Source organism: Burkholderia sp. AU44665 (genome assembly GCF_030504405.1).
GTDB classification, from domain to species: domain Bacteria; phylum Pseudomonadota; class Gammaproteobacteria; order Burkholderiales; family Burkholderiaceae; genus Burkholderia; species Burkholderia semiarida.
Genome location: NZ_JAUJRI010000012.1, coordinates 43,192 through 67,496, shown reverse-complemented (window position 1 = coordinate 67,496; position 24,305 = coordinate 43,192). Strand labels below are relative to the sequence as shown.

20 protein-coding genes, 1 tRNA gene and 1 pseudogene are annotated in these 24,305 nt (G+C 59.5%); 11 read left to right on the top strand and 11 right to left on the bottom strand.

Annotation, left to right across the window (positions count from 1 at the left end):
- Positions 1-3: 3 nt before the first annotated feature.
- From QZM15_RS22945 to QZM15_RS22925, 5 genes are all read left to right on the top strand, one after another.
- The gene (locus tag QZM15_RS22945; protein WP_302107305.1) at positions 4-2,871 is read left to right on the top strand and encodes a hypothetical protein; all 2,868 of its coding nucleotides are present in this window, start codon (positions 4-6) and stop codon (positions 2,869-2,871) included.
- 13 nt (positions 2,872-2,884) lie between these two features.
- Complete coding sequence (locus tag QZM15_RS22940) at positions 2,885-3,241, top strand: lysozyme inhibitor LprI family protein (protein WP_124659563.1); 357 nt, start codon at positions 2,885-2,887, stop codon at positions 3,239-3,241.
- A gap of 9 nt (positions 3,242-3,250) precedes the next feature.
- Entirely contained in the window at positions 3,251-3,502 is a 252-nt protein-coding gene (locus QZM15_RS22935) for a PAAR domain-containing protein (protein ID WP_124659564.1), read from the top strand.
- Between the two features lie 1,915 nt (positions 3,503-5,417).
- Positions 5,418-5,711, top strand: coding sequence for a hypothetical protein (locus tag QZM15_RS22930; protein ID WP_302107304.1), 294 nt, complete (start codon positions 5,418-5,420; stop codon positions 5,709-5,711).
- A gap of 16 nt (positions 5,712-5,727) precedes the next feature.
- Positions 5,728-6,390 carry a hypothetical protein gene (locus tag QZM15_RS22925; protein WP_302107303.1) on the top strand — a complete coding sequence of 221 codons (663 nt, stop codon included), beginning with the start codon at positions 5,728-5,730 and terminating at the stop codon, positions 6,388-6,390.
- 7 nt (positions 6,391-6,397) lie between these two features.
- Here the strand turns inward: QZM15_RS22925 and QZM15_RS22920 are convergent, their stop codons facing one another.
- Entirely contained in the window at positions 6,398-6,718 is a 321-nt protein-coding gene (locus QZM15_RS22920) for a helix-turn-helix domain-containing protein (protein ID WP_146978792.1), read from the bottom strand.
- Between the two features lie 121 nt (positions 6,719-6,839).
- On the opposite strand from QZM15_RS22920, the gene QZM15_RS22915 reads away from it, so the two are divergent.
- Complete coding sequence (locus tag QZM15_RS22915; protein ID WP_302107302.1) at positions 6,840-7,745, top strand: hypothetical protein; 906 nt, start codon at positions 6,840-6,842, stop codon at positions 7,743-7,745.
- 22 nt (positions 7,746-7,767) lie between these two features.
- Here the strand turns inward: QZM15_RS22915 and QZM15_RS22910 are convergent, their stop codons facing one another.
- Positions 7,768-8,091 carry a helix-turn-helix transcriptional regulator gene (locus QZM15_RS22910; RefSeq protein ID WP_302107301.1) on the bottom strand — a complete coding sequence of 108 codons (324 nt, stop codon included), beginning with the start codon at positions 8,089-8,091 and terminating at the stop codon, positions 7,768-7,770.
- Between the two features lie 191 nt (positions 8,092-8,282).
- On the opposite strand from QZM15_RS22910, the gene QZM15_RS22905 reads away from it, so the two are divergent.
- Positions 8,283-8,675: a hypothetical protein gene (locus QZM15_RS22905; protein WP_302107300.1), complete on the top strand. Its 393-nt coding sequence runs from the start codon at positions 8,283-8,285 to the stop codon at positions 8,673-8,675.
- A 174-nt stretch (positions 8,676-8,849) separates the two neighbouring features.
- Here QZM15_RS22905 and QZM15_RS22900 read toward each other — a convergent pair whose 3' ends face one another.
- The gene (locus tag QZM15_RS22900; RefSeq protein ID WP_302107299.1) at positions 8,850-10,028 is read right to left on the bottom strand and encodes an HNH endonuclease; all 1,179 of its coding nucleotides are present in this window, start codon (positions 10,026-10,028) and stop codon (positions 8,850-8,852) included.
- 386 nt (positions 10,029-10,414) lie between these two features.
- Here QZM15_RS22900 and QZM15_RS22895 point away from each other — a divergent pair, with 386 nt between their 5' ends.
- Together QZM15_RS22895 and QZM15_RS22890 are read left to right on the top strand one after the other, a co-directional pair.
- Positions 10,415-11,344, top strand: a complete 930-nt coding sequence (locus QZM15_RS22895; RefSeq protein ID WP_302107298.1) for a ParA family protein — start codon at positions 10,415-10,417, stop codon at positions 11,342-11,344.
- Positions 11,345-11,352: 8 nt separating this feature from the next.
- On the top strand, positions 11,353-11,970 hold the full coding sequence (locus QZM15_RS22890) for a hypothetical protein (protein ID WP_302107297.1): 618 nt from the start codon (positions 11,353-11,355) through the stop codon (positions 11,968-11,970).
- A gap of 104 nt (positions 11,971-12,074) precedes the next feature.
- Here the strand turns inward: QZM15_RS22890 and QZM15_RS22885 are convergent.
- The 8 genes and pseudogenes from QZM15_RS22885 to QZM15_RS22850 form a co-directional block, all read right to left on the bottom strand.
- A pseudogene (locus QZM15_RS22885) lies at positions 12,075-13,172 on the bottom strand (IS110 family transposase); the annotation flags it as partial.
- A gap of 282 nt (positions 13,173-13,454) precedes the next feature.
- Positions 13,455-15,650: a phage/plasmid primase, P4 family gene (locus QZM15_RS22880; RefSeq protein ID WP_302107296.1), complete on the bottom strand. Its 2,196-nt coding sequence runs from the start codon at positions 15,648-15,650 to the stop codon at positions 13,455-13,457.
- A gap of 359 nt (positions 15,651-16,009) precedes the next feature.
- Complete coding sequence (locus tag QZM15_RS22875; protein ID WP_302107295.1) at positions 16,010-16,246, bottom strand: helix-turn-helix domain-containing protein; 237 nt, start codon at positions 16,244-16,246, stop codon at positions 16,010-16,012.
- A gap of 107 nt (positions 16,247-16,353) precedes the next feature.
- A complete protein-coding gene (locus tag QZM15_RS22870; protein ID WP_302107294.1) occupies positions 16,354-17,484 on the bottom strand; it encodes a DUF6499 domain-containing protein in 1,131 nt (376 codons plus the stop codon).
- 115 nt (positions 17,485-17,599) lie between these two features.
- Positions 17,600-17,676 (bottom strand) — tRNA-Met (locus QZM15_RS22865).
- A gap of 159 nt (positions 17,677-17,835) precedes the next feature.
- Complete coding sequence (locus QZM15_RS22860) at positions 17,836-19,494, bottom strand: MFS transporter (protein ID WP_302107293.1); 1,659 nt, start codon at positions 19,492-19,494, stop codon at positions 17,836-17,838.
- Between the two features lie 227 nt (positions 19,495-19,721).
- Entirely contained in the window at positions 19,722-21,269 is a 1,548-nt protein-coding gene (locus QZM15_RS22855) for a sensor histidine kinase (RefSeq protein ID WP_302107292.1), read from the bottom strand.
- Between the two features lie 17 nt (positions 21,270-21,286).
- Entirely contained in the window at positions 21,287-22,015 is a 729-nt protein-coding gene (locus tag QZM15_RS22850; protein ID WP_059578609.1) for a response regulator transcription factor, read from the bottom strand.
- 190 nt (positions 22,016-22,205) lie between these two features.
- On the opposite strand from QZM15_RS22850, the gene recA reads away from it, so the two are divergent.
- Together recA and recX are read left to right on the top strand one after the other, a co-directional pair.
- Positions 22,206-23,276: a recombinase RecA gene (gene recA, locus QZM15_RS22845; RefSeq protein WP_059578606.1), complete on the top strand. Its 1,071-nt coding sequence runs from the start codon at positions 22,206-22,208 to the stop codon at positions 23,274-23,276.
- Complete coding sequence (recX, locus tag QZM15_RS22840; RefSeq protein ID WP_302107291.1) at positions 23,276-24,172, top strand: recombination regulator RecX; 897 nt, start codon at positions 23,276-23,278, stop codon at positions 24,170-24,172. The genes recA and recX overlap by 1 nt, the downstream gene beginning before the upstream one ends.
- Positions 24,173-24,305: the final 133 nt, after the last annotated feature.

Below are 24,305 nucleotides of genomic sequence, written 5' to 3'. Positions count from 1 at the left end.
AACATGAGCAAAAGCCACCATTCCTCCAAGCATGCAGCTCCGGCCAAAACGGCTTCCGCGCCGAGCACCCCCGCTGCGACGCCGGCTACATCTGCGCCACCTCCATATCGACCGTTGCGGTGGGCATTTCCGTTCACGCCAGCAGGGCAGGATGACCCAACTAATCCGATGACCTACATGAAGGCGCTAGCGGTCGCTGAAGACGGGTTCTATCCGCTCGGCGCGAACGGCATGTGGCATGGTGGCATCCACTTCGACCAAAATACGGCGGCGCAACTAAAGCAAGGTGACGGTATCCGCGTGATCGCCGACGGCGAAGTCGTTGCGTACCGCCTCGATAGTAAGTATCCGGAACAAGACTACCAAGACGACCGCCACGCACTGTATTCGACCGGTTTCGTACTTGTCCGCCATCGGCTGCAATTGCCCCCGCCGCCCCCGCCCGATCCCCCGAAAACGGATACAACCAAGAATTCGGCCACGCAACCGGCGACGTCATCCAAGTCGACAGCTACATCGGCATCAGTACCGACAGCGGCATCGGCACCAGCGCCGGCATCAGCAGCGGGCACGAATAAGCCTGCACCGGGCGAAGTATTGACGTTCTTCAGCCTGTACATGCACACGATGGATCACAACAGCTACCAATCAGCGGCGGAACAGGCGAAAGTCGCCCAGGTTGATCCATCGAAGCTGAACATGAACCCGATGCCGTATTGGGAAGGCGACCGCTACTATCGGGTCGGCGACAAGGCCAAAGACCCACAAGAAGTGCCGCGACCGAAGGTACCCGTGCCAAGTAATCGCGATGTACTTGGGGAGTTCATCGAAAGCGATTTCAAGAAGGTGCCCGAGCCGGTAGCAAATACGAAAGACTCGCCCCCACCTCAGCCTCCTCTTACCGGCCTTCGCATCCGTGATCTTCCTAACGGAAAGATCATCGGCATCCTGCCGCGCGGGTCTGAGTTGACGGTCGTGACCGACGACAAGACAAAAGCAAATCCGGGCTGGGTAAAGATCAATACAATCAAGTCTGGCACACCGGCCAGCGCGGTCGTAGGTCAACCGGTATCGCAACACGCTCCGTATGGATATGTGTACGAGAAGGAACTAGACATAATTGTTGACCCTAAGCCTCTGGATACGGTCGTCGTCCTAAAAGAGCCATATCCGGTCAAGGCCGGCAACGTGATTGGTCAGCTCGGCCACTATCTGCGCTACCCCGACGCAAAGCTGCTTCCTCCGAAGCCGACGCGGCCATTGCTGCATCTCGAAGTTTTCGCTGGACCCGAATTCGAAGCATTCGTCAAGAAGAGTCAGGCCCGTGCGAAAGAACGGCCCCCGGAAAAAACGTTCCTGGAAATCTCGCCGGGCGCGCTACTGGTGACCAACCTGCCCGAGCCTGACCAGAAACTGCAACCCGGGACCAAACTTGTCGCTGTCGCCCCCGCCGGGAAAGGAAAGTGGGTCAAGGTGCAACCGAAAACGGCAGCGCCTGTACATGGCGGTCGTCATGCGAAACCCGTGTTCAACGACGCCGGCCCACCTGTATGGGTCGAAAGTGACTTCGCCAATACAACCGCGACGGCAATCGTGCCAGGCTGGAAGGATTTCCCGCTAAGCCTCTCAAACGCGAAGGGGCCGGGCGCAGATTTCCGCAATGTATTTCGACGAGTCGACCTCGAAAAGAACGGTGACGCGAACGTCGCGAAGGACGACAAGGGGCGGCGCTGGTACTACGTGACTATCGGCACGAAGGACGGTAGCACTCGAGCCGGATGGGTCTGCGAGCAAAATCCCCCACTGGTTCGGATGTGCGGACCGTGGGACTGGCCCGGCTTTGAACTGGTCGACAACAGCAGCATCAAACCTGTCGACATGTTCAAACGCTACATCCACGTCGCCGAGCAGTTTCTGGCCGACGAAGACAAAACCGAATTCGAAACGAGCGCGGCAACCGTGAACGCAAGCCCTCTCATCTCGAAGCTTGAGAAGGCAATTGATGCGAACCACGACGGGAAGGTGACAGCACAAGAGCTGAAGCACGCGCAGGAAACACAGTGGACGGCCGAAGCCCTCTCCCATCTTGTAGTACGCTGCGAAAGCGAATGGGGGGGCGGCTTGGGAAAGTGGGAAGCGCTGTCGCCGCTAATGAAGAAACTGCTGTGGCTATGGAAGGCCGAGATTGAGCGAATCGGAAAACTGCAGTGGTGGGAACAGGTCGTCGAAAAAAAAGTGGACGGGTTCCCAAGTGAGCCGAACCCATGGCATTTTCATCCGATTGGATTGATCGGCAATTTCATTAATTCCGGAATTGGCGATCCAACAAGAATTCTCCGACTGTCTGAACAAGACGTAGAAGACCTGATTAAAGTTACAGCAACAGAGGTTGCCATCAGTCTAAATGATGAAAATTTAGCCAATCAGGCCGGCGCAGTCGTTGACACCATCATAAACAGAGTGATGTCCGGCGTCAAAAACTGGAGCACTTTTAGAGGCGTAATTAATGATAGGTGGCAGTTTTCAGACATTAACGCCCCGAGAGCGGGTGCATATGGATCAGTGCAAAACGTTCCCGAGAGCAGAGTCCCTGCAAGGGTAAGAGCCATGGTTATTGCTCATTTGCAAGATAGAGCAAATGGTGGCCCTTCTCTCGTCGGCAACAATCTCAGCTATGCAAATCCATATGCCTTAGACGAGGCTACGGACGCAACAAAAGCATGGGTTGAAGATGTTGTCCATCAAGCAAGCATTACCGGATATAGGTACGGATCGGGACGCGCAGTTCATGTACATGGAACAACGGAAGGTCTAATGCCTTTTAGACCGGAGCCTTTTACTATAGTAATTCCAGAATCATACAATCAATAATTTTTATGAAGCCATGAAAAAAATCATCTCGCTTGTATTTTTTATTTTACCTCTAACCTCTTTTGCCGATGCATGCGTCAATAGCGGGAACGTATACGACGACTTATCCTGCACCAACCAATCCCTGGATAAATCAAAAAAAGAACTCAATTCAATTTATCAAAAACTGTACTCTGCCACACAGTACAAGAATGAGTTTGAGCAATCTCAGAAGGCGTGGCTCAATTACCGGGACAAGCAGTGCAATGGCTATATCGCAGCCGAGGCGTCGCAATCCCAAGGCGCCGGCTCCGGTCTAATCACGAAAGATTGCCTTGCCACGATAACAAAACAGCGAGTTGATTATTTAAAAACACTTCTCGGGAAATAGTAGGCTAACGTGATGAATTTAATTCGTATCGGAGACGACACCGATCACGGCGGTAAGGTCGAAACGGGTTCCACGACGATGCGCTTTGACGGCCGCTACGTCGCTCGCAAGGGCGATCGCGTGTCGTGCCCGCAGCATCCCGAAGTGTCGTCCAACATCATCGTCGAAGGCGATCCGTCAATGACGGACGACGGTATTCCGATCGCACGGCACGGCCATCGCGCCACGTGCGGCTGTCACCTGATCTCGAGTCTCGTTTGATCCTGAGATCAAACAAGGTGCCAACGTGTCGACAAATGTCGTTGGTTGTGTATCGAAATCAGCGCTCGCAGATGTTTAGCGCCCCGCGCCTGACACCTATGCCGGGCCGGATTGTGGAGTGGCACGTGGTTTGTTATTGGTAACGGGTGCAGTCTTTATGGCAACCAGTGATGATCGTCTCGCAAGAATTCGTGCCTACCTCGCGGCGGCAGGATTCACGCTGATGGCCCGCGAGTGGCGCGGTGTATCGAGTCAGTATCGGTTTCGTTGCGAGATCGGTCATGTTTCCTCCCAGTCGGGAGCAAGCCTTGGGCGCCTCACCCGTGGAGCGCGCGGCCCGCTGGTATGTCATCAATGTTGGGTTGAGCGGACGCTGACTCGAATCCATGAGACTGCTGGCTCGGCTGGAGGCCAATGCCTGAGTAAGCGATATCGTGGAAAAAACGCGCGCTACCGCTTCGTCTGCGCGGCCGGCCATAAGTTTGAGGCCACTGCCGCTTCGGTCTTGGCCGATCATTGGTGTGCAAAGTGTTCAACCGAACGACGGGCTGAGCGTCGTCGATATCAAGGTGGGCTGAAGCCAATACAGGATCGTGCGCAAGAGCGTGGTGGCGAGTGCTTGTCGACCGTCTACGATGGCCGGATGGCGAAATATCGATTCAGATGCGCTTCGGGGCACGAATGGGAGGCCGCGGGCTACGACGTCTTGCGTAAGGCGTGGTGTCACGAATGCTCTTCGGATCGTAAGCGAATGCCGGACGGACTTGCGAAGCTGCAAGCGAAGGCGGCAGAGCACGGGGGCAGATGTCTCGCACTCCGGTATCAACGTATCCAGGCTCGTTACCCATTTCAGTGCGAGCGGGGACACGAGTGGATGGCGTGGGGTACAGAAATCTTGAAGGGGCACTGGTGTCCGGCATGTCGTACCGAAGACAGGCAACGGCAGGGCATCGAATTGATGCGATCGATTGCCGCGGACCGGGGCGGCATGTGCGTATCTGAGCACTATGTCGACAACAATTCGAAGCTCGAATGGGAGTGCGCGCGCGGTCATCGATGGTGGGCGAGGCCCCGGCAGGTTTCGTCAGCCGGCAACTGGTGCGCTCAATGTCAGTACCTGTCGCAGATTACTCTGGAAAAAACGAGGCGAAAGCATCGTTATGAGGCAGTTAAGTCGTCGAAACCTTGATTCGGCGTCGCATGAATGAATCTCATGGGACTGGAAAATGATGTCGAGCCTCGTTTTGGCATTCCAGCGTCTGATTCGGGTAGGTAATAAAGGCGTTAGCCTATATTTCGGGCTGCCAAGTGCTCGAGGCAGCCTGTTTTGCTCAAAAAATGAGCACCGGTACCCATTTTTCACCCCGCAACGGTCCCATCTGGCGGTTGCCGCACCGCTCAGACATTACAAAATTCTTTCGCCGAAAAAATTCGGCCCATAGCGCCGCCGCATGGCCGTACCCATGCCCAAACCCTATCTAGGGTGAATCGGAGCCCCTGACGGGCCGGAAAATAAGTCAGAGGGTCATTTCCGGTACCGCCGGAGCGTTCGAGACCGGCCATAAGACACGAAAAAGTAAAAATTACCGATTCGAGGGTGATTGTTCGATCCCTTTTATCGATCTTGGTCGGGTTGTGCTACATTTTCCGTGCCGAAGAGTCGTTCTGGGGTGTTTTTGGTCGATTTTTAGCGAAAATCTCTAGTTCTGCCTCACTGCCTCGTGGTTGCCTGCACGTTTTACGTGCTCCGCCTGGGCATCGCGCCTTCAACGGCTCTCGCGGTCCCATTCATCGCACCTCGCTTTCCTGAAACGCCCCTATATCGCCTCGCGTTTCAGTCTTTTCCACCCTTGAGATTGTTTCCGAACATCAGTTCGGTGCCTTCGCTCGCCTTAATTATTCTGGATACCTAATTATGGATACGCATCGTCGTGAACCTTTGTTCCCTCTTGGCTTGGTTGTTGCCACACCGGGTGCGCTCGATCTTCTCGATCGAACCGGCACCAACGCAAATGGCCTGCTTCGGCGGCACAGCAGAGGTGATTGGGGTGTCGTCTACGCGGCCGATGCTCGCTCGAACGATCTCGCGGTGACGCATGGAACGCGCCTGCTGTCTGCGTATGAGCTGGGCGATCGTCGCGAACGGCTGTGGATCATCACGGAAGCCAATCGGCGGGCGACAACCCTCTTGTTACCGTTCGAATACTGACCCGATGGAGGCCACCGTGCAGCAACTCCATCCGGCTCTTCAGTCCGGCCGACGTCTCACCCTCGCGAATTCGAATGCTCCAGCATTTTCGTTTCAGGGTTGCTGGGACGGCGGCTGCGCGTGGCATGCGACAGCAATGGCGCTTGCCATGCTTGGGTTCTTGTCCGATCCCTTGCATGTGTCGTCGCGTCGTAGCGCCCCGGAAGCGGAATTCTGGCGTCGTGCACAGCCGCTCTATCTCTCCGGCGTGTCGCTCGAAGAGTTGCAAGCGCTGATTCGAGAACTCGACTGGGGATTACGCCCAGCCTGCTTCGAGGGAACGCACACAGATGTTTTCCGGTTCAGCAAACGAGAAGTGATGCGCGGTCGGCCGGTGATCCTGACATTTCGACAGTCACGCCGCGCGACCCTGCACGCAGTATTGGCCGTCGGTATTGAGGGGCGAAAGATCGGGGCGACCTTCGACGGACATACGTTACTGGTAGTCGATTCTGCCGAAGCCGAGCCTGTACTCGCGGCCTACAACGCGCGGTTGACACGGACAGCAGCCGACCGCGGCAGGTTGAGTGGAAACGCCCAATACGTCACCGGGTTTGATCAACGGAAAGTCGTGCTCACCGGCGCAATGTCGATCAGGTCATCTGCAACAGCGGCAGAGAGGAATGCTCGGCCGCCGTAGTGCAGCGTCAGCGCAATCGTGAGCGTTCGATCTTGGGTGGCTTGGCGGCATTGACGCGCCGTGTGTCCTTGTCTTCCAACGTCATCGTCAGCGGCGCAAACAACTCTGCGAGCGAAATGCCGAGCGGCCCACACAACGCAGCGAGGGTCAGCACCGTCGGGTTCGTCACACCCGACTCTATCGAACTGATCGCGGCTCGGCCGACCGACGCCTCATGGGCAAGGTCTTCCTGACTCTTCCCAGCCTGGCGACGGACTTCCTTGAGCCTCTTTCCGACGGCGACGGTGATGGGGTTGCGTTCTTCAGTGGGCGGGGCGGGTGCTTTCATGACCAAGAGGATGCCGCCTCAACGCAGCAAATACCATCGCTCAAACCATTCATTATTTGATATGTTAACCGTACAAACAGACCAAGGGCACGTGCCTGCGGCCATCCGGGGAAACAGAAAAATGTCTGCAACCACCATACAGAAGTGCACTACAACGGACGGAATCCAATTCGAGAGATGGCCGGCGCGGCGTTCAATCGACCACGGGCACGGTCATTCGCCGGTCCATATTGTTGGTGTAGGAAAAGTTGGGGGCGGGTTGGCCGCCGGCCTCTACTACCGGCTCGGGGTCGATGACGGCATCACATTCCAGCAGGTCGAAGCAACGAACGGGGTTTTGTCCGACGACGGGCAACTCGTTGCCGGTCACGTACCGTTCGAGGGGGCAAGCGCAGTAATCGTCATTGCAGCCACCGGCGAACCGGATGCGCTGCGGGTCTCGGCGGTCGTTAGCGCAGCCGCAAGAGCGGCCGGTACACTCGTCGTTGCGCTGCTGGCTCAACCGCCAATGCCTCCAGGCAATCTTGTTCGAACCGTCGCGACGGAACTTGCACGCTGCGCTGACGCGGTCGTGTTCGTTCCCGAATCTCCTCACCCTTCCGTGCTGTACTGCCTGGTCGACGTCTACGTGACGGCAATGCGGGCGACGCAGCCGGATTTGTCGGAATGGAAGATCCCGACCGGAAGTGATTTCCTTGATGTGCGAGAGGCGTTCACCGGCACGACTGGAGCGGTAATTGGTGTCGGCGAAGGACGTGGCCCGGATCGTATCAAGGACGCAGCCCGGCAGGCGATTCACGATGTTGGTTCCGACCGGCTTTCGATGGCGGGTGGCCTACTCGTGATGGTTTCGGGTGCGGAATCCCTTCGGCTCCGAGAAGTTGCTGCCGCGGCATACGCCATCTGCGAGGCGACCACGGGCGATGCGGGCTCTGTGCTCGCCGCGCATTACGACGATCGGCTCGGCGAGACGGTTCGCATTACCGTAATCGCAGCCGAACGTGACGACTCCAACTGCATGCAATGACGGTGTTTGCAGAGGGATGCAGCTACCGCAGAGGACGGCGTCTCGGCTGCGGTGCTTCGCCTCGGTGTTCATCTGTTGGCTTGAGTGCCATTTTCAGCGGCTCGAATAGGTCCGCGAGCGTGATCCCAAGCACGTAGCAGATGGTCGCCAACGTCTCCACCGTGGGATTACCGATGCCCCGTTCGATCGCGCTGACGCGGGTCCGGTCTAGACGAGCTTCGTAGGCCAACTCTTCTTGAGACTTCTCGGCCTCGATCCGGCACGCCTTCACTCGCTTGCCGATAGCAGTTGCCACGGCGTTACGCCGATCACGGGTTCTCGGTTTGGTACTCATGGCGTACAGCATGCTTTTCCGACGCCTTTAGAACCACGTCTTGCAAACCTCTATTAAATGAATCTTATAAGCAACATGTTTACGATACACTTCCGACCGCCGGACGGCGGTAGACCGGCAAGAACCAAGCGGAACTTCACGAAACAGTCACCCCGCGTCGCGTCGACAGCGGGCGTCAATCCAAAACTGCAAAGGGGCTTTCAATGAATACTTCTGGAGACCAGGCGGGCACCGCCACGACGACTCAAGCCCAAACCGCTTCCCCGATTCGAAGAAGCAAGTGGGGAACAGCGGCTTGGATCATCGTCGCGCTATTTGTCGCGCTATTGGCGACGGGTGTGTACATGCCTCAACATCCAAGCCATCCTGCTCTCAAGTTTCTCTTTCTCTGGTTCGGTGGTGCGTGGCTCGGCTATATTGGCGTGAGGCTGGGTGATGGCGTACGGAAAATCTTCCGACCGGACATCCTCGTGACAAGCGGCGGAATCTCCGATGCGATTTGGACGAGGATGTGCTGGGCGATCGGTCCGCAATGCGTCGGATTGTTCTTGGGTGCGGTCACTGGCACCAGCATCTTGGCGGGATGGATTGCCTGAGCTGTATAAGGCTGAACTAGACCAAACAGACCGCGTCAGATCGTTTGACTCAGTTCAGCCAAATAGTGTCATTCGATAATCTCGTAGGCCGGACATTGGAGCGTCGGCGTCGCTCAGTTACCGGTCACTTACCGACCGATGATGCAAATCACATCATCGGCCTGCGCAAACCTTCTACTGATCATCTTCAATGAAGACGTTGCCCAAGTCAGTAGACCAGCTACTACCCAGTTCAACTTCAGCCAATTTCATCGCAAATTCATTGATTGCCAATGTCCTAGCGGCCTCGCCTTCCCCGGCTTTTTCTATTCGGGCACGCAGATCGTTGGCGAGTTCTTCCGCGTAGCTGGCGTGCGCCTCTTCCTGCCACTTCCGCATGGCGCATCCGAACGCCTGTTCGATCCCCTCTTGAACCTGCGCATGCTCAGACGCAAACGATCCGTCGTACCTCGGTGTGTACCTCTCAGGCGCGCGAGCATTGACGATGAATCTTGCGGGTCTTGGCGCGCGTGGATTTATCGCGACCCCGCGCACTGGTAGATGCGTTCTGGTACCGAGGACAACCGAAAAGCGGAAGCCGCCGAAAAGCGTAACGTAGGCCACACTATTTTCGCCGACATCGGCGATAACGACGGAATGTTCGAATCCTGATGGCTGCGCTTGAGGTGTCTTTGGATGCGGCTCCAGACTAACGAACACAGGCCACTCATTCGCGAAATCCCAGCCCGCGAAGTTAGCGATGATGGGAGTTCCATGTCGTACCGCTCGCCGCAACTCAGGAGATACGAACCGCCTTGCTTGCTCGTTGCCATATAGCACGACAAAGCTTACAACTGCCGCCTTGGCGATGGATCTCCAAACTTTTGTACCATCGAAAAAAGGTCGTATGTGTACTTGTCCCACCTTCTGCTGTACATGCGTAGCGTTAGAAACTTTTGCTGAGATACCGCGCTTCGCTAAGATGTCGAGCATTCGCTTGGCGTCGGCCTCGTCGCGTGCGACCAGTGTATGCTCCGAGCCGACCGAGAGCTGGTCCGGCAGCCGACCGGCACGAACAACCGGTACGAAGCCGGGAGCAAGGTCAAATTCGATCCCCTCAGGCGTTGTTCCCGCGTTGATCAGGGTAGGGGGTGGCCCATTTCGACCAGACCAGACCTTTAGGCCGTTGCGTATCTCCTCAAATCCCTTCGCCAAGGCATCGTCCACTTTTCCTGTCTGAGCATTTGCAAAGGCGTTGTTACACTGCCCGCAAAGTGCTCGGTAGGTAACGATCCGCCCGCCCAGAGCTGAAAGAAACACGTGTTCTTCGCTGCCAGGTTGTAAATCGCTGTTGCAGAAAACGCATTTATCCATCCCATACCCCGTCTTTTTCTCGGTGGCACCTTCGGCGCGACAGGATAGCACTCTAGCGCTCCATTCTCGACGTCTACCAGAAAGGTTGCCGCCGTGAATTACTGTCGTTCGCTAGCGCCTCGCTCGGGGACTCCCATCTCTGGATGGCCCGCAAAGGTCATGTGTTGATGGATCCAATCGCGTCTTGGCTAGTAATGGTCGGCGTATCGTTGTATGTTGGCAAGGGCTTGCGTTGCCGGTCGTCCAGTGTTTGTGGCCGAGTGGTCGGCCCACTTGGCACTGCCCGCGCGACGGGGGTACGTTGCGGGAGTTGTCGATAAAGCTGGTATTCCATGGCTCAAGTTGTCAGCGTGTGCGGTCTTTGATTCTAAATATCGGGGGAAAATATGAAAACCGTATCAGTTATCAATTACAAGGGTGGCGTTGGAAAAACAACGACTACTGCGAACTTGGCTGCACAACTTGCGTTTGAGGGTGTAAGGGTGCTGTTGATTGACCTTGATCCGCAAACCAACCTAACTTTTTCTTTTATTAGGCCGGAGGAGTGGGAGGAAAATTATGCGGAATCTCGCACCATTAAATCATGGTTTGATTCGTTTTCGACCGGAAACTCATTCTCGTTGGAGAGTTTGATTTTTGAGCCCGATCGAGTTAAGCCTAAAATAAGTAATGGGAATGGTGGGAGTCTTCACCTGATATCTTCGCATTTGGGGCTTATCAATGTGGATTTGGAGCTTGCGACAGAGCTTGGCGGGGCAAATTTAAAGCAATCGAAAGCAAACTTTCTTCGAGTGCATACCAGACTTATCGAGGGACTGAGTTCGCTAGACCCGGAGCAGTTCGATATTGTCCTGATGGATTGTCCGCCGAATTTCAACATCACTACGAAGAACGCAATTCTTGCAAGTGATCATATCTTGATTCCGGCGAAGCCGGACTATCTTTCGACATTGGGTATAGATTATCTGATCCGAAATCTGAATGAGTTGGTGGGTGATTACAATGATTATGCCCAGCTAGATTTGGGTATTAAGGTTGATACGGTGGACCCGAAGGTGCTGGGGGTTGTATTTACGATGGTATCTTTCTACAGTGGACAACCGTACAGCCACTTGAGGCCGTTTATTGCGCAGACGAAGAGTTTGGGGGTTCCTGTCTTTGATCAGCCTCTTCGCGAAAATAAAACAATATATGCGGATGCCGCGCAGGTGGGGGTTCCTGTTGTTTTAAATAGATACGACAATGAGACTCACGATAGAGTTGTCAGTGAGTTTGAAGATTTTGTTGTGCAGTTCCGTAGTGAACTAGGGTTGTAGGATTTGAGATGAAAAAGACTAATGCGAAAATTCTCGCCTCGTTGTTGCGGCGGTTTGCACGCGAGTTGGAAGCCTTGAGCGATGATGAGCTTGAGGAATTGGACGAATCTCGTGGGCCATTGCTTGCGCCACGCTCTGGCGGCGCGCGGCGACGAAGTGATGATGTTAATACAGTTGCGCGCAGCGCAATCGACGGAATTATTGGCAGGCTACGTGTGTTGAAAGCTCGCGACGAAGGAGTTGCGCTTTTGAAACAGATGGCGCCGACCAAGGAAAAATTAACGGTGGTCGCGAAAGCGCTCGATCTTCCTGTCGGAAAGAAAAATTCGAATGATGAGATTGCGGAAAAAATTGTCGAAACTACGATAGGTTATCGGATTCGATCTGCAGCGATACGGGGTGCATTTCACGATACGGGCGCTAGCCCGCACGGAGGTAACGAGGCGTCGGGCGAGCATTCTCAGAAGGCTACCGACAGTGGGCCTCCGGCTGGTAAAGTTCGGGCGCTTGTCGATGAGGCAGCTAAGGGGTGGCGTGAAGGCGCGGAACGGCCCGCCGAAAACCCCCAGCCGGGAACGGATACGGGATCGGAAGGCAATAAGGACAAACCATCCGGTTCTCGATAGGGCGGCGCTGGCACTTACCCTTGGTATGGGTGCCAGCGCGTTGGTGTGAGAGCGGCTGATCAAGGTGCAAGGAAATGTGAGCTGTAGTTGGGGCGTCGCAGATGCTTGCCTTGCTGGATCTTGCGCGAGTAATAGTCTCGTGAGACTGGGTCCCGCAAGGCCGCGAAGGCGGATAGGAACAAGGCGCGCTTGAGCACCTTGTTGCCGCGTCTGGATGGGTGTTCACCGCGTATCGATGAACCTGAGCGCCGGGTAACCGGCGCGAGGCCGGCGTAGGCCGCCAGATGCGCCGCCGAAGCGAACGCCTTATGAGCGACCTCGGTCAGGAGTCTGGCGGCGGTCCTGACGCCGACTCCCGGCATGCTGGTTAGGACCGGCCAAAGAGGGTGAGCAAGCACCAATCGCTCCACTTCGGCAGCGATCTCGTCGCGTTGCTTACGCAATGCCGCAAGCTGCTGGGCTAAACGGGGCATGACGATGGTGGCGGCTTGCGTGCCGGGCACGGTCACGGCTTGTTCGCTCAGTGCCTGAACGATTTCGGCCGCCAAGCCTTTGCCCATGGGCGGAGCGAACTTGGTCAGGCGATTGGCGAGCGTCTTCTCGCTGGTGCCGGCAAGCGCGGCGGCCGACGGATAGCGCTCAAGCAGATCGAGTACCGCTGGATGGTCAAGGCGCGGTCCGAGAACACGCTCGAGCGCCGGATGGATCTGGGTAAGCAGGCCGCGAATGCGGTTACTGGTTTGCGTGACCTGAGCGGCGAGGTCGTCATCGAAGCCGCAGAGCATGGTCAGTTCGGCGAGTTGCTCGTCGGCCAGTCGAAGCGAGCGCAGCGTATGCGGCATCGAGCGAGCGGCTTCGGCGATGATCGCGGCGTCGCGGGCATCGGTCTTTGCTTCGCCAGTGTGCAAATCAGCGATGCGGCGCATGGCCAGTCCGGGCAGATAGGCGACGAGTACGCCTTCGGCGCGGGCGACGGCTACAGGAAGCGCACCGATGGTGGAAGGCTGATCGACGACGAACAGAAGTCGACCGTGAGTCTCGAGTTCGGCGATGAGGGCGCGTAGCTTGGCCTCGTCGTTGGGTAGCGCCTTGTTGCACAGGCGATTACCGTTCCGATCGAGTGCCACGGCGTGATGGTGGCGCTTACCGACATCGACGCCGACAAAGACATCGACGGCGTCACGTTGTTGAGTGTCTTGCATCGAAGTTTATGCAGAGTGAACAGATTGGCCTGCAACAACGGTGGCAAGTCTCGGCATCCACGTTACGGACGGCATCGGGATATCCCGGCCAAACCCCTATCAGCGATCACCAGCCACCCACCAGGCCCGGTGACAACACCCCCCCGGATCATGACTGCGACTGGGGGCGCGAATCATGCCGGGCCTAGCTGGCCATAGCCCCGATTATCGGGGCGTGAAGATAGTAACGGGGGCGCATTTTGAACCACGATGGCCCCACAACGGGGGCCATCGTGATAAATCCTACTTCATGCAGAAGCCGTAGTACGTGTTGTGCTGACGCTCTTTCTTCCATTTGAAGCCACGGCGCTCCAGCGTTCCTTTGAACTCGACCTGAGACAAAGGCTTGCGTTGCTGCTGGCGCATGAAATCGGAATATGCCGTATATGCGGACTTCGCAGTAGTCGATAAATTCGAGCCGATCCGGCACTGAGCGTCCAGCCACGCTTTCACCGAATCAACGCTGTTGCGCAACTGCGCCTTCTGCTTGTCGCACGCCGGGCATTTCCACAGACCGAACGCCACGTAATCGCGAACTCCGCGCAACGCCCAGTTCAAAATTCCCGGAAGCTCGCCCAGCAAACGGTCGCCAAGCGCTGGATCAGCTTGATCGCCTTGGAATGAACGGCGAAAGGGGATGGTCACGATCCGCCGCCACATGGCATCGTCGTCGAACCGGACCTCAGGGAAGGTATTGACGGCGAGAAACAGCTTTGCCACCGGCGTAAATTCCACCTGATCACTGTACAACCCGCGTGCACTGACCGCATCATTGCCCGAGAGCTGCTTGACCAGCGCCTCGTCGAAGGCTCGGCCTTTCGGCATTTCGGAGCAAGCGAGCATGCGGCGGCCCTCGATCTTGGCCAGCGCGGGCGAAGCACTGTTCGCATTACCGCGAGAGCCCTGCAGCAGGCTGTTCTGGATCGCCAGTGCATAGTCACCGAGTAATATGCGGGTCGTGTTGAGGAACAGGCTCTTGCCGTTGGCTCCGCTGCCGATCAACACGAACAGGGTTTGCTCGTTCGCATGGCCGAACAGCGCGTATCCGACGATTGTTTGCAAGAAGCGAGCGAGTACATTGTCGCCATCCGCAATCTGCTGCACAAATGCGTCCCAGTTCGGGCAGGTTGCGTCTGCGTCGTACGATACGTTCGCTGAGCGGCTCAGCATATCTTCCGGCTCACCCGGACGGAATCGCTGGGTCTTCAGGTCAATGACGCCATTCGTAACTGCGAGCAGGTTCGGCTTCGCATCGAAGGCGGACTTCGCCGAGCGCAACCGGGCATCACCCTTGGCGAGCTCGACGAGGTTGTTGAGTCCAGAGCGAGTTTGCAAACGCTCGGCAGACGATGAACCATCTCCCTTGCCGGGGACCGTCGTAAACCGTTTTACGAAGTCGCGTGCTCGACGGTCCGCTGCTTGGGTATCCGCTTCCCAGCGGTGGCTGTTCCAGCCGTGCCAAGTGCCGTCGACGAAGCGCAGCTCCATTTCGAACGTGTGCGCAAACATCTCGGACACTTCCAATTCGGTGCGGGGCTGACATGCTTCGGCAGAGGCGGTGCCCGCATGGCCATACTTTTTCGCCATCCAGAACAGGGTGCCAAGCGTGATGCCTTTTCCCGCCGAGAATCGTTCCCACGTCGCTTGCTGTACGTCCGCGTCAAACTTGGCGGAACGTCGTGACCACTCGGTCCACATGGCGAATCCCGTTTGATCCGACCATTCGGAATGGATTGCCGCACCTACATCGAACCAGTTACGGTACGGATCGGCTGAGATGGATGGTAACGCGGCCCGGACGCGTTCAGCGTTGTTTGATCCGGCGTCGGCAGTGCGCGTTGCCGGTGACGAGGGCTTGCGGGTCGGTGCCACGAGGTCCATGCGGATGAAAAAATCCCGCCACGGGATAGGCGTTGCTTCCTGATCGTGATGAATGATCGTTGCGTAGGTGGATGAGCGGTATTTCCAGTTACGCATGCCCGGGACGCGCATGACGCGGGGCAGATCGCACACGCTTTCGTCCGTACCGTACCGTTGTGCAAGCTGCTTCTGGACGTTGCGGAACAGGCCGAGGGGCAATCCGTCGATCAGCCAGTATGCATGGAACTTACCGGGCGACGATTCAACAACGAGATGCGGCGGAACGAGACTGGCCAGAACCTTCTCCAGAGTGCAGGCACCGTCCGTGTCGATGAACACCGCCGTGACGCCAGTAACGTTCTCGGCCGTGCGTCCCTTGCCGTCGCCTTGATTGATCATCATGGCGATATTCGAACCTGTGCGGTTCGCGTTGCACAGCGTGTCGAGTATGGCCCCTGTCAATTTCAAATGAGCGATCCTCGACGTGTTGGTGCGCTTGTCGAAGAGCTGGAACGTCGCTGGGCGCTCGCCGTGAAAAAGCTGCTTGAATATAACGAGCATCTTGGTGTCTTGCGGCATGAATACTCCTTTCTGGCCCGCCTTTCCCCGAACCCGAAAGCGGAGTGTGGAGGAGGTGGAGCCGGTATTTACTTTTTTCTTCCTATAAAAGAAAAAAGAGAGATCAGAGGGAACCATCCCGCTTCCCGTGTCCCCTCTCTTGGGCAAGAGGGCGGGGTAGGACGATGTTTCAATTTCGGCTCCACCGGCTCCACATTCATGTCTTGTCATTAAATTCGGACACCTTATCGAATGTGCGATTTCACTGCCGATGCAGAGCCAGCCGGTGGACCCGTGAGTGGGCTGCTTAACGACTCACGCGCCGAAGCAATCTATCAGACGGAGGTCGGTGGAGCAGATGGAGGGCAATGTCGTTTACATTATTCGGCTCCCGTCGCACCAGTACCGCCGACGACACAGCCCTGCAGGAAGGCCAGGAGGTCAGACTTGCGATAGAAGACCTTGCGGCCGACTTTCAAATAGGGGAGCCGGTCATTGAACTTCTGGAGGTACCGCCACTGGGTCAACGTGGCCGCGTCGACGCCCAGAATCTGGGCGGCCTCCGCGTTGGTGACCCGGTCGTCGGGCGAGAAGGGGTGTACTGCGTGAACTGCCATATAGCCTCCTTTCGTGTGGTGATGCTCGTTGAGGAGATGGCAGTGTAGAAAGGCACGAAAAGGAGAACCACGGCGAGTCTTCGCGACAGACTTGCCATTGACGGAAGTTATTTTCCGTGGTTCTCGATTGGTCGATTGGCAGTGAAGTTTCGGCTGGCGAGCGTGGCATAGCCGCGATCGAGGATGTAAAAGCGGGCGAGCTTGATCCAGTTGTCCACGGGTTCCCGGGATATCGCGTTTTCCGGGAGGTTTTGAGTCTCTTTTGGTGTCGAGTTGAGGTAGCTGTAAATGTACGTCGCCGCCTGCGCGTAGAACTGCCCGTCCTCAAACCAATCGTCACCCGTTTCTTGCGCCGACCGTTTCCCGAGTTTGGGAATGAATTTCCGGAGGTCTTTGGGCGGGTTCTGGACGAATTGTGCAATCGCATCGGCGCAGCGTAAGACCATCCTGAGATTTTGCTGTCGTGGAGAGCGTTCATCGGCCGGGATCGTCCTTATCAGCACAGGCTCATCGGGATCATGTCGCCGTGGAGTGTGGGGGTGTAACGCTTCATCCCACTCGCCGGTCTGATCGATTTCGCCGGGGAATTCCAGGTAGAGCGTGCCGGTCTTGAATTCCTGTTCGGCAAAACCGGGTGGCGGTTCGGTGAATCGAACCAACTGCTGCTTGAGCGATGCTATCTGAGCGCCGATGTTGCCGCGAAGATCGAGGCGAACCAGAACCTCAGTTGTTCCGCACGTGGCTTCCACCAAATGGAGTCCGTCGAAGCTGAGCGCGCGCCGGGGTTCGATGATGGAGACGTCGTCTCTTACGAATCGAAAGCTGGCTGGCAGGGAATCGCGACCCAACTTGGGGTCGATCAGTTCGTTGATGCTCCAGTGGAACCGAACGAGGTCGGCAATCGGAAAGACGCGATGATGCTCGGAACCATAGTGGCAATAGTCCGCATAGGTTTGATCCGGGCTCTCAGGCGATGGCTCGCAGACGTAATGCTTGAGTGTGTCGTCTGCACGAGGTACTGCGGGGACGTGGGCAAACGAATCCGCGAGTTCGTTGAACGCCTGTTCATAAGCGCGATTCCGCCGTAAGAACTCCCAAGCCCACTGGCGGGGTGACAAGATGTCGCCGTCGGTGGGGTAATGCTCCTGTTTGGTCCAATCTTGGACGCGTCCCACCACGCATGTAGCGAGGTCCCATTCGACGAAATTATCGGGTGACGCAGGGAAGGAGGGGGGCATTCTGCTTGATCCAAGTCTCTTTTAAGATCAATGCAGATGGTAGCAAAGGAGTAGCAACGCGATTTCGGCGTAGCAAATAAAAAGGGCTCAGCTTGCGCTGAGCCCTTTCTGCATATGGTGGCGAATCAGGGATTCGAACCCCGGACCTGCGGATTATGATTCCGTCGCTCTAACCGACTGAGCTAATTCGCCGAAGACTTGAATTATGTCGATCGGCCGGCTGGCTGTCAATACCTTTTTCCATCTTTCCCGAAAAAAGTTGCCGGCGGCCCGTGCCGGCCTCCATCCCGGGCGGGAGCCGGCCAGCGGAAGCAGTCCCTCCGCCGGCCGTCCCCCGCGGCGCACCCGACATCAATCCTGCGCGTAGATGTCCGAGTCCTTCGTCTCCTTGACGAACAGCAGGCCGATCACGAACGTGGCCAGCGCGATCACGATCGGATACCAGAGCCCCGAGTAGATGTTGCCCTTCGCCGCGACGATCGCGAACGCGGTCGCCGGCAGGAAGCCGCCGAACCAGCCATTGCCGATGTGATAGGGCAGCGACATCGACGTGTAGCGGATCCGCGTCGGGAACATCTCGACCAGCATCGCGGCGATCGGGCCGTAGACCATCGTCACGAAGATCACGAGGATCGTCAGGATCACGATCGTCATCGGCCAGTTGAGCTGCGCCGGGTCGGCCTTCGCCGGGTAGCCGGCTCCCTTCAGCGTCGACGCGAGCGTCTTGTCGAACGCCGCGCCCTGCGCCTTCGCGTCGGCCGCCTTGCCGTCGTAGGTCTGGATCACCGTGTCGCCGACCTTGATCTGGGCCAGCGCACCGGCCGGCGCCGCGACGTTCTCGTAGTTCAGGCCCGCCTTGGCGAGCGCGCTCTTCGCGATGTCGCACGAGCTGGTGAACTTCGACGTGCCGACCGGGTTGAACTGGAACGAGCAGGTGGCCGGATCGGCGACGACCGTGATCGGCGCCTTCTGCGTCGCGAGTTCGAGCTGCGGGTTCGCGTAGTGCGTGAGCGCCTTGAACAGCGGGAAGTAGGTCAGCGCGGCGATCAGGCAGCCCGCGAGGATGATCGGCTTGCGGCCGATCTTGTCCGACAGCGAACCGAAGAACAGGAAGAACGGCGTGCCGATCAGCAGCGCGATCGCGATCAGGATGTTGGCGCTGGCGCCGTCGACCTTCAGCGTCTGCGTGAGGAAGAACAGCGCGTAGAACTGGCCCGTGTACCACACGACGGCCTGGCCGGCCGTCAGGCCGATGAGCGCGAGGATCACGATCTTCAGGTTCTTCCACTGGCCGAACGCCTCGGTCAGCGGCGCCTTCGACGTCTTGCCTTCCGCCTTGATGCGCAGGAACACCGGCGATTCGTTCAACTGCAACCGGATCCACACCGACACCCCGAGCAGCAGGATCGACGCGACGAACGGTACGCGCCAGCCCCAGCTGCCGAACGCTTCCTCGCCGATGAACGTGCGTACGCCGAGGATCACGAGCAGCGACAGGAACAGGCCGAGCGTGGCCGTCGTCTGGATCCACGCGGTGTAGAAGCCGCGCCGGTTGGCCGGCGCATGCTCGGCGACGTAGGTCGCCGCGCCGCCGTACTCGCCGCCGAGCGCGAGGCCCTGCAACAGCCGCATCGCGATGAAGATCACCGGCGCGGCGATGCCGATCGACGCGTACCCGGGCAGGAAGCCGACCACGAACGTCGACACGCCCATGATCACGATCGTCACGAGGAACGTGTGCTTGCGGCCGACGAGGTCGCCGAGCCGGCCGAACACGATCGCGCCGAACGGCCGCACCGCGAAGCCGGCCGCGAAGCCGAGCAGCGTGAAGATGAACGCGGCGGTCGGATTGACGCCGGAGAAGAAGCTCTTGCTGATGTAGGCCGCGAGCGAGCCGGCCAGGTAAAAGTCGTACCACTCGAACACGGTGCCGAGCGACGACGCGAAGATCACCTTCTTCTCTTCGCCCGTCATCGGCGAGTGCGAAATTTGCCCGCCTAACGTTGCCATGAATCGTCTCCAAGTCCCTTGATATAGATGTGCGGCCGCCTTGGGAGGGGCGGGCCTGTGGACGATTATTGGCACGGAAACTTACGGCGCACTGACTCGCGCGTACAAAACGACTGCGCGTTAACCCGTGTCGAATCGGCCGCTTCGCGTGTCGATCGTGATGCGAACGTCCGGTAAAACGCCGGTTTCGGCATATTTGCACCCAGCCGCGGCGGCGCACGTCAGGGTTAATCCGGGGTGGTGTCGGTCAGCGGCAGGCTGATGCGCACGAGCGTGCCGGCGAGGCGCGGCGTGTGCTGGTAGACGTGATCGTCGAGCGTCAGCGTGCCGCCGTGCTGCGTGGCGATCTCGCGCACGATCGCGAGCCCGAGGCCGCTGCCGTCGCCTTCGCGGCCGAGGATCCGGTAGAAGCGCTCGACGACGCGTTCGCGTTCGCCGGCCGGGATGCCGGGGCCCGTATCCTCGACTTCGAGATGCACGAGCCGCGCTGCGCGCTCCGCGCGCACGCGCACGGTGATGCGGCCGCCTTCGGGCGTGTAGCGGATCGCGTTGTCGACGAGGTTGCCGAGCATCTCGCGCAGCATCACCGGATTGCCGTCGACGTCGAGCGGCGCGTCGTCGTCCGGGCCTTCGTAACCGAGATCCATGCGTTTCGCGAGCGCGGCCTGCACCCAGTCGCGCACGGTGCGCCGCGCGAGCGCGCCGATCTCGACCGGCTCGAACGTGAGCCCGCTCGCGCGGTTCTCGGCGCGCGCGAGCGCGAGCAGTTGCGTGACGAGCCGCGCGGCCTGCTCGGAGCTCGTCGCGATCTGCTCGAGCGAACGCTGCACGTCGGGCGGCACCGGATGGCGCAGCGCGAATTCGGCCTGCGTGCGCAGGCCCGCGAGCGGCGTCTTCATCTGGTGCGCGGCGTCGGCGATGAAGCGTTTCTGCAGCGCCATGTTCTGTTCGAGCCGCGCGAGCAGGTCGTTGAACGACGTGACGAGCGGCTCGATCTCAGGCGGCGCGCGCTGCGCCTCGACGGGCGACAGGTCGTCGGGCCGGCGCGCGCGGATGTGCGCCTGCAGCGCGTTGAGCGGCGCGAGCCCGCGCGACAGCCCGAACCAGACGAGCAGGATCGCGAGCGGCAGGATCACGAATTGCGGCAGGATTACGCCCTTGATGATGTCGTTCGCGAGCGCGTTGCGCTTGTCGAGCGTCTCGCCGACCTGCACGAGCACGGGCTGCGCGCCGCTCGCCTGCGGCAGCGCGACGGTCGTGTACGCGACGCGCACGTCGTTGCCGCGCAGCAGGTCGTCGCGGAACACGACGACGCCCGGCGGCGGGCGGTCCTCGTCGCGCGGCAGCGGCATGTCGGCTTCGCCCGCGACCAGCTCGCCGCGCGTGCCGAGCACCTGGAAGTAGACGCTGTCGATGTTGTCCGCGCGCAGGAAGTCGCGCGTCTGCTCCGGCAGCGTCAGCTCGGCGACGCCGTTGACCGGATGGATCTGCCGCGCGAGCACGTACGCGTTGGTCTCCAGCGCGCGGTCGAACGGGCTGTTCGCGATCGTCTTCGCGACGAGATAGGTGACGGCGATGCTCATCGGCCACAGCAGCAGCAGCGGTGCGAGCATCCAGTCGAGGATTTCGCCGAACAGCGAGCGCGGGCGCGGCGTTTCGGCCGATTCGGTTTCGTCGGGCGGCGCGAACGGGTTCTCGTAGCGCGCGTCGCGCGCCTCGTCGGCGGCCGACGACGGCGCGCCGGTCGGGTGACGGGAATGGGCCGGCGTGGCCATCGCGGCGCCGCCCGGCGTCAGCGCAGCGGCGTGCCGGCCGCCGCGGGCTGGGGCGCCGCCGGGTCGGCCGGCGTCGCGGGCGCGACCTTCTCGAGGCAATAGCCGAGGCCGCGCACGGTCGAGATCCGCACGCCGCTCGGTTCGATCTTCTTGCGCAGCCGGTGCACGTAGACTTCGATCGCGTTGTTGCTGACTTCCTCGCCCCATTCGCACAGGTGATCGACGAGCTGTTCCTTCGACACGAGGCGGCCGATCCGCTGCAGCAGCACCTCGAGCAGGCCGAGTTCGCGCGCCGAGAGATCGAGCACGTGATCGTTCGCATACGCGATGCGGCCGACCTGGTCGAACGCGAGCGAGCCGTGGCGCACGACGGTCGGCCCGCCGCCCGCGCCGCGCCGGGTCAGCGCGCGCACGCGCGCCTCGAGCTCGTTGAGCGCGAACGGCTTGGCCATGTAGTCGTCGGCGCCGAGGTCGAGCCCCTTCACGCGCTCGTCGACGCTGTCGGCGGCGGTCAGGATCAGCACGGGGAGATTGGAATTGCGGGCGCGCAGGCGCTTGAGCACGTCGAGCCCGGACATTTTCGGCAGCCCGAGATCGAGGATCAGCAGGTCGAAAGTCTGCATCGACAGCGCGGTGTCGGCGTCGACGCCGCTCTTCACGTGATCGACGGCATAGCCCGATTGGCGGAGTGACCGGGTGAGGCCGTCCGCGAGTATGCTGTCGTCTTCGGCGATGAGAATTCGCATGTTGCTGACCGATGGCCGGCGAGGCGTTCGCGCCGGCGCGGCTGTCTCCGAAGTTATCCGTGTACAACGCAGCCTGCATTGCGGGCTTGCATAAAACACTGTTTTTTTATACAGTGTCTGCATTCGTGGGCGGCGCTTGAAAGCGGGCGCGCCTTTAACAGACGCTGCTCATCATAGCAAAGGACGATTCATGGAAGATAGCAAGAAGGGCTCCGGGATGACCGCCGAGAAGAGCAAGGCGCTGGCGGCCGCACTCGCGCAGATCGAGAAGCAGTTCGGCAAAGGCTCGATCATGCGCATGGGCGACGGCGAAGCGGCCGAGGATATCCAGGTCGTCTCCACGGGCTCGCTGGGTCTCGATATCGCACTGGGCGTAGGCGGCCTGCCGCGCGGCCGGGTGGTCGAGATCTACGGTCCGGAATCGTCCGGCAAAACCACGCTCACGCTGCAGGTCATCGCCGAACTGCAGAAGCTGGGCGGCACCGCGGCGTTCATCGACGCCGAGCACGCGCTCGACGTCCAATATGCCGCGAAGCTCGGCGTGAACGTGCCGGAGCTGCTGATCTCGCAGCCGGACACCGGCGAGCAGGCGCTCGAAATCACCGACGCGCTGGTGCGCTCGGGCTCGATCGACATGATCGTCATCGACTCGGTCGCGGCGCTCGTGCCGAAGGCCGAAATCGAAGGCGAGATGGGCGATTCGCTGCCGGGTCTGCAGGCCCGCCTGATGTCGCAGGCGCTGCGCAAGCTGACCGGCACGATCAAGCGCACGAACTGCCTTGTGATCTTCATTAACCAGATCCGGATGAAGATCGGCGTGATGTTCGGCAACCCGGAAACCACGACGGGCGGCAACGCGCTGAAGTTCTACTCGTCGGTGCGTCTCGATATCCGCCGGATCGGCTCGATCAAGAAGAACGACGAGGTGATCGGCAACGAAACCCGCGTGAAGGTCGTCAAGAACAAGGTATCGCCGCCGTTCCGCGAAGCGATCTTCGACATCCTGTACGGCGAAGGCATTTCGCGCCAGGGCGAGATCATCGATCTCGGCGTGCAGGCGAAGATCGTCGACAAGGCGGGCGCCTGGTACAGCTACAACGGCGAGAAGATCGGCCAGGGCAAGGACAACGCGCGTGAATTCCTGCGCGAAAATCCGGAAATCGCGCGCGAGATCGAGAACCGCATCCGCGAATCGCTCGGTGTCGTCGCGATGCCCGATGGCGTAGTCAACGAAGCCGAGGCGATGGACGAAGAAGAGTGATGGTTGCGCGCCGAGGTCAGGCTGGCGAGCCGGCGGAGCACGACACGCCCGAAACGGCGGGTCGCTCCGGGCGGCGAGCCGGATCCTCGGGCGCCGACCGGCGGGGCGCAGGCGGCAACGCCGCGAACCGCACCGCGACGAGGGCATCCGACGATGCCCTCGTTTCGTTTGAGATTGCCGCACCGGACGATCCGTTCGACGACGATGAGTCGTTCGACGCGCACGACCGCTCCCGCCGTCGCGTGTCCGGTGTCCGCTTCCCGGGCGATCGCGCCCCGGACGATCGCGTCCCGGACGATCGCGCAGCCGATGCGCCCGCGACGGAAGATGTCTATACGCGCAGCAGCCAGCATCCGCGCCGCATACGCCGCGCAGCCGGCGCATCTTCCCGCGGCGCTGCTTCAAGCGACGCGTCGGGCGTAGGCGAGCGCAAGCCGTCGAAACCGCCGCGGTCGTTGAAGGGCCGTGCGCTCGGCTATCTGTCAAGGCGCGAATACAGCCGCGCGGAGCTCGCGCGCAAGCTCGCCCCCTACGTCGGCGAAGACGAATCCGTCGAACCGGTGCTCGATGCGCTGGAACAGGAAGGCTGGCTGTCCGACGCGCGCTTCGCCGAGAGTCTCGTGCATCGCCGCGCGTCGCGCGTCGGCGTCGCGCGCATCGTCAGCGAACTGAAGCGCCACGCGGTCGGCGACAGCCTCGTCGAAGCGGTGAATGCCCAATTGCGCGAGACCGAGTTGACGCGCGCGCAGGCCGTGTGGCGCAAGAAATTCGGTGCGCTGCCGCAAACGCCCGCCGAACGCGCGAAGCAGGCGCGCTTCCTTGCCGCGCGCGGCTTCTCGAGCGCGACCATCGTGAAGTTGCTGAAGGTCGGCGACGATTTCCCGCTCGACGACTGAGCCGCCCGGTCGCGCGCGGGGCGCGCGATTTTGCTGCATCGCAACCGCTTCCGGACAGGCGGGAATACCCGCCGTCGAGGCCGGATGTCTCAAATACCCAATATGCTAAAATCCACGGGTTTTCCTCTTCGGC

Coding starts and splice junctions, on each gene's coding strand:
- QZM15_RS22905 (WP_302107300.1), top strand. CDS start 8,283: ATGAATACTTCTGGAGACCAGGCGGGCACCGCCACGACGACTCAAGCC.
- QZM15_RS22860 (WP_302107293.1), bottom strand. CDS start 19,494: ATGGCAACGTTAGGCGGGCAAATTTCGCACTCGCCGATGACGGGCGAA.
- QZM15_RS22920 (WP_146978792.1), bottom strand. CDS start 6,718: ATGAAAGCACCCGCCCCGCCCACTGAAGAACGCAACCCCATCACCGTC.
- QZM15_RS22910 (WP_302107301.1), bottom strand. CDS start 8,091: ATGCTGTACGCCATGAGTACCAAACCGAGAACCCGTGATCGGCGTAAC.
- QZM15_RS22875 (WP_302107295.1), bottom strand. CDS start 16,246: ATGGCAGTTCACGCAGTACACCCCTTCTCGCCCGACGACCGGGTCACC.
- QZM15_RS22895 (WP_302107298.1), top strand. CDS start 10,415: ATGAAAACCGTATCAGTTATCAATTACAAGGGTGGCGTTGGAAAAACA.
- QZM15_RS22890 (WP_302107297.1), top strand. CDS start 11,353: ATGAAAAAGACTAATGCGAAAATTCTCGCCTCGTTGTTGCGGCGGTTT.
- QZM15_RS22945 (WP_302107305.1), top strand. CDS start 4: ATGAGCAAAAGCCACCATTCCTCCAAGCATGCAGCTCCGGCCAAAACG.
- QZM15_RS22900 (WP_302107299.1), bottom strand. CDS start 10,028: ATGGATAAATGCGTTTTCTGCAACAGCGATTTACAACCTGGCAGCGAA.
- QZM15_RS22880 (WP_302107296.1), bottom strand. CDS start 15,650: ATGCCGCAAGACACCAAGATGCTCGTTATATTCAAGCAGCTTTTTCAC.
- QZM15_RS22930 (WP_302107304.1), top strand. CDS start 5,418: ATGGATACGCATCGTCGTGAACCTTTGTTCCCTCTTGGCTTGGTTGTT.
- QZM15_RS22870 (WP_302107294.1), bottom strand. CDS start 17,484: ATGCCCCCCTCCTTCCCTGCGTCACCCGATAATTTCGTCGAATGGGAC.
- recA (WP_059578606.1), top strand. CDS start 22,206: ATGGAAGATAGCAAGAAGGGCTCCGGGATGACCGCCGAGAAGAGCAAG.
- recX (WP_302107291.1), top strand. CDS start 23,276: ATGGTTGCGCGCCGAGGTCAGGCTGGCGAGCCGGCGGAGCACGACACG.
- QZM15_RS22940 (WP_124659563.1), top strand. CDS start 2,885: ATGAAAAAAATCATCTCGCTTGTATTTTTTATTTTACCTCTAACCTCT.
- QZM15_RS22850 (WP_059578609.1), bottom strand. CDS start 22,015: ATGCGAATTCTCATCGCCGAAGACGACAGCATACTCGCGGACGGCCTC.
- QZM15_RS22855 (WP_302107292.1), bottom strand. CDS start 21,269: ATGGCCACGCCGGCCCATTCCCGTCACCCGACCGGCGCGCCGTCGTCG.
- QZM15_RS22915 (WP_302107302.1), top strand. CDS start 6,840: ATGTCTGCAACCACCATACAGAAGTGCACTACAACGGACGGAATCCAA.